At 65.1% G+C, this 3,758-nt stretch carries 3 protein-coding genes and 2 pseudogenes; all 5 read left to right on the forward strand.

Annotated features, from left to right (window positions below; translation table 11 throughout):
* Nucleotides 1-45: 45 nt before the first annotated feature.
* Nucleotides 46-213, forward strand: a pseudogene (locus EBBID32_RS18065) (IS256 family transposase); the annotation flags it as partial.
* Between the two features lie 78 nt (nt 214-291).
* Nucleotides 292-705, forward strand: a complete 414-nt coding sequence (gene tnpA / locus EBBID32_RS18070; protein WP_006963109.1) for an IS66-like element accessory protein TnpA — start codon at nt 292-294, stop codon at nt 703-705.
* The gene (gene tnpB / locus EBBID32_RS18075; RefSeq protein WP_006963110.1) at nt 702-1,049 is read left to right on the forward strand and encodes an IS66 family insertion sequence element accessory protein TnpB; all 348 of its coding nucleotides are present in this window, start codon (nt 702-704) and stop codon (nt 1,047-1,049) included. The genes tnpA and tnpB overlap by 4 nt, the downstream gene beginning before the upstream one ends.
* Before the next feature lie 53 nt (nt 1,050-1,102).
* Entirely contained in the window at nt 1,103-2,644 is a 1,542-nt protein-coding gene (tnpC, locus tag EBBID32_RS18080; protein ID WP_006963111.1) for an IS66 family transposase, read from the forward strand.
* Nucleotides 2,645-2,673: 29 nt separating this feature from the next.
* Nucleotides 2,674-3,729 (forward strand): annotated as a pseudogene (locus tag EBBID32_RS18085) (IS256 family transposase); the annotation flags it as partial.
* Between the last annotated feature and the right edge of the window lie 29 nt (nt 3,730-3,758).

A 3,758-nucleotide genomic window follows, 5' to 3' on the forward strand; every position in this document is an offset into this window, starting at 1 on the left:
ATTTCCGTGTGTGGGCGGGCATAATGGGTAAGAAGGAGTCCCACTATGTCCCGACGCAAAGAACCTGCGATCCCGTCAGATTTGCTGGATCAACTTCTGGCTGGCGGCGATGCTGCTGCGGCCTTGCAGCAAGGCGGCTTGCTGGATTCGCTGAAGAAAGCCTTGGCTGAACGTGCGCTCAATGCCGAGATGGATCATCATCTCGGGCACGAAGACGTAACCGTGTCCTGAAGGCCGCCTTGCGGGAAGCTGCTCTGGGGTGCTGATAGCCGCTCTTTGCGAGGAGCGGTGATGAACGAGGATATCGGAGCGACGGGAGCGAGTGCTCTTGTGACCGGTCATATGAGTGATCATATGAGCAGTCGGATCGCGGTCGTCGGTGGCCGCCGTCGCTGGTCGGTGGATCAGAAGCTGTCGATCCTGCGCGAGGCGTTCGGCCCTGGCGGCTCGGTCTCGGCGACGTGCCAGCGACACGCGGTCGGCAGCGGGATGCTCTATACGTGGCGCCGGCAGGCACTGGCGGGCGACCTGACGGGAGCGAAGCGCACGCCAGCGCCATCGTTCGTCGAGGTGTCGGTGCCGACCGCAGCGACGGCAGGCAGCGACCACATCGGGATCGAGCTGCCGTCGGGCGTGCGGCTCACTGTCGACGCGGCGGTCGATACCGACGCGCTGGCCCGAGTGATGTCCGTCCTTGCCCGATGATCCCGTTACCGCCGACGACACGCATCTATCTGGCCTGCGGCGCCACCGATATGCGCAAGGGGTTCGACGGCCTCGCGGTGCTGGTGCAGCAGGTGCTGGAGAAGAGTCCGCACTCGGGGGCGCTGTTCGCGTTCCGCGGCAAGCGCGGCGATCTGGTCAAGCTGCTCTGGTACGACGGCCAGGGTCTGTGCCTCTTCTCGAAGCGCATGGACCGCGGCCGGTTCGTCTGGCCGATTACCAAGGCCGGCAAGGTAAGTCTCACTGCGGCGCAGCTCTCGATGCTGCTTGAAGGCATCGACTGGCGGCGTCCCGAACGCACCGCAGCGCCCTTGCTCGCAGGGTAAAAAGTGGCGGATTAGTGAGGGTTTTACTGGCATCGCGGAGCCTGTTTTGCTAGGTGTTTCGGGTGTCGGAACCAGCCTCTTCCAGCATCGACAAGGACGCCCGGATCGCCGAGCTCGAAGCCGCTCTCGCGGCCCGCGACACGCTGATCGATACCCTCCGCCACCAGCTCGCCCAGCTTCGCCGCATGACCTTCGGCCAGTCGTCGGAGAAGCTCGCGCTGCAGATCGAGCAACTCGAGCTCGCCCTCGAGGAGCTCGAAGGCGAAGCCGAGGTCGCCGACAGCCGAACGAGTGAACGGGCGCCCACCGAGCGCCCCTCATCGGTGCGCGCATTGCCCGATCATCTGCCGCGCGCCGAACGGCGGATCGAGCCCGAGGCCGGCAGCTGCACCTGTCCCGATTGCGGCGGCGCGCTGCGCCCGCTCGGGCAGGACAGCGACGAGCAACTCGACGTCGCGCCGGTCCAGTGGCGCGTTATCCGCACCGTGCGGCCCAAGTATAGCTGCCGCGCCTGCGACAGGATCGTCCAGGCCCCGGCGCCGGTGAAGGCGATTGCACGCGGCAAGGCGAGCTTTGCCACGCTCGCCCATGTCGTCGTCCACAAGTTCGATCATCATCTGCCCCTCTATCGCCAGGCAGAGATGATGGTGGCGCAAGGCATCGACATCGATCGCTCGACCCTCGCCGGCTGGGCGGGCCAGGCCGCGCATCTGCTCGACCCCATCGTCAGCCGCATCCGCGAGGAAGGACTGAAGGCCGCCAAGCTCCACACCGACGACACGCCGGTGCCGATGCTCGTGCCGGGCAAGGGCCGCACCGCTCAGGCACGGCTCTGGGCCTATGTCGTCGATGACCGCGCATCGGGCGCCGCTACCCCGGCGCTCGCCTGGTATCGGTTCACCCCCGATCGCAGCGGCATCCATCCGCAGAGCGAGCTCAGGTCGTTCACCGGCCTTCTCCAGGCGGACGGTTATGCCGGATATGAGAAGCTCTATGAAGGCAACGGCATCCGCGAGGTCGCCTGCTGGGCACACTTCCGCCGCAAGATCTTCGAGTGCCACCAGACGAGCCCGACGCCGCTCACCACCGACCTGCTGACACGCATCGCCGGGCTTTACCGGATCGAGGAGGAGGTTCGCGGCCAGCCGCCCGACATCCGGCGCCGACATCGACAAGAGCAAGCGATGCCACAGATCGACGCGCTTCGTGGCGCGATCGACGACGCCCTGCGCCGCCTGTCGCCTAAGTCGGCGATGGCAAAGGCGCTCGCCTATGGCCGCAAGCGCTGGGACGCGCTCACCCGCTACATCGATGACGGCATCGCGGAGATCGACAACAATATCGCCGAGCGCGCCATCCGATCGATAGCCATCGGTCGCAAGAACTGGCTGTTCGCCGGATCGAAGGCTGGCGGCGAACGCGCCGCCGCCATCTACTCCGTCATCGAGACGGCGAAGCTCAATGGCGTCGAGCCGCAGGCCTACATCGCCGACGTCATCGAGAAGATCGCCTCAGGCTGGCCCGCATCCCGGTGGGACGAGATCATGCCGTGGAACTGGCAGCCCGAGCAGCAGCAGATCGCTCAGGCCGCCTAGCTGCGGCCTTCAGACCACGGTTACACGAAGACCAGGCTGGCAACAACCGCAATGGCTATGGCCGCAAGACCGTCGTTACCGACACCGGCAAGATCGAGATCGAGGTACCCCGCGATCGGCAAGGCAGCTTTGATCCACAACTGATCGCCAAGTACCAGCGGCGTTTTCCGGGTTTCGACGACAAAATCGTGTCAATGTACGCGCGCGGCATGAGCACCCGGGAGATCACAGGGCATCTGCGCGAACTGTACGGCATCGACGTCTCGCCGGACCTGATATCGACAGTCACCGACGCCGTGCTCGAGGAGGTCGCGGCCTGGCAGGCCCGGCCGCTCGATCCGGCCTATCCGCTGGTGTTCTTCGACGCCATCCGGGTCAAAATCCGCGACGAAGGCATGGTTCGCAACAAGGCGATCCACATCGCGCTGGGCGTGCTGGCCGATGGCACCAAGGTCGTTCTGGGCCTGTGGATCGAGCAGAATGAAGGCGCCAAGTTCTGGCTGCGCGTCATGAACGAGCTCAAGAACCGGGGCGTAGAGGATATCATGCTGGCGGTCGTCGATGGCCTCAAGGGCTTCCCGGACGCAATCACCGCCGTGTTCCCCGAAGCCGTAGTCCAGACCTGCATCGTCCACCTGCTGCGCAACTCGATGGACTTCGTCTCCTGGAAGGACCGCAAGCCGCTGGCCACCGCGCTGAAGGGGATTTACCGCGCCGTCGACGCCAAGGCCGCCGAGGAAGCGCTCACGGCCTTCGAGGACAGCGAATGGGGACAGCGCTACCCTGCAATCGGCCAGAGCTGGCGGCGGGCGTGGAGTGAGGTCATCCCGTTCTTCGCCTTCCCCGACGAGGTACGCAGGATCGTCTACACCACGAATGCCATCGAGGCCCTGAATGCCCAGCTCCGACGGGCGGTCAGGGCCAGGGGGCACTTCCCAAGTGACGATGCCGCGACCAAGCTGCTCTATCTGATCTTGAACCGATCCGAGAAAGAGTGGAAAATGCCGCCGCGTGAGTGGTCCATGGCCAAGGCCCAGTTCGCCGTCATCTTCGGCGAACGCTTCATCAAGGCCATGGCAGCGTAATGTTCAACCGCCCGCCCACACACGGAAAT

The sequence above is a fragment of the Sphingobium indicum BiD32 genome (assembly GCF_000382885.1).
GTDB classification, from domain to species: Bacteria; Pseudomonadota; Alphaproteobacteria; order Sphingomonadales; family Sphingomonadaceae; genus Sphingobium; species Sphingobium japonicum_C.

Excerpts from the sequence above, each read along its gene's own strand:
- tnpA (WP_006963109.1), top strand. The coding sequence starts at position 292 with ATGAACGAGGATATCGGAGCGACGGGAGCGAGTGCTCTTGTGACCGGT.
- tnpB (WP_006963110.1), top strand. The coding sequence starts at position 702 with ATGATCCCGTTACCGCCGACGACACGCATCTATCTGGCCTGCGGCGCC.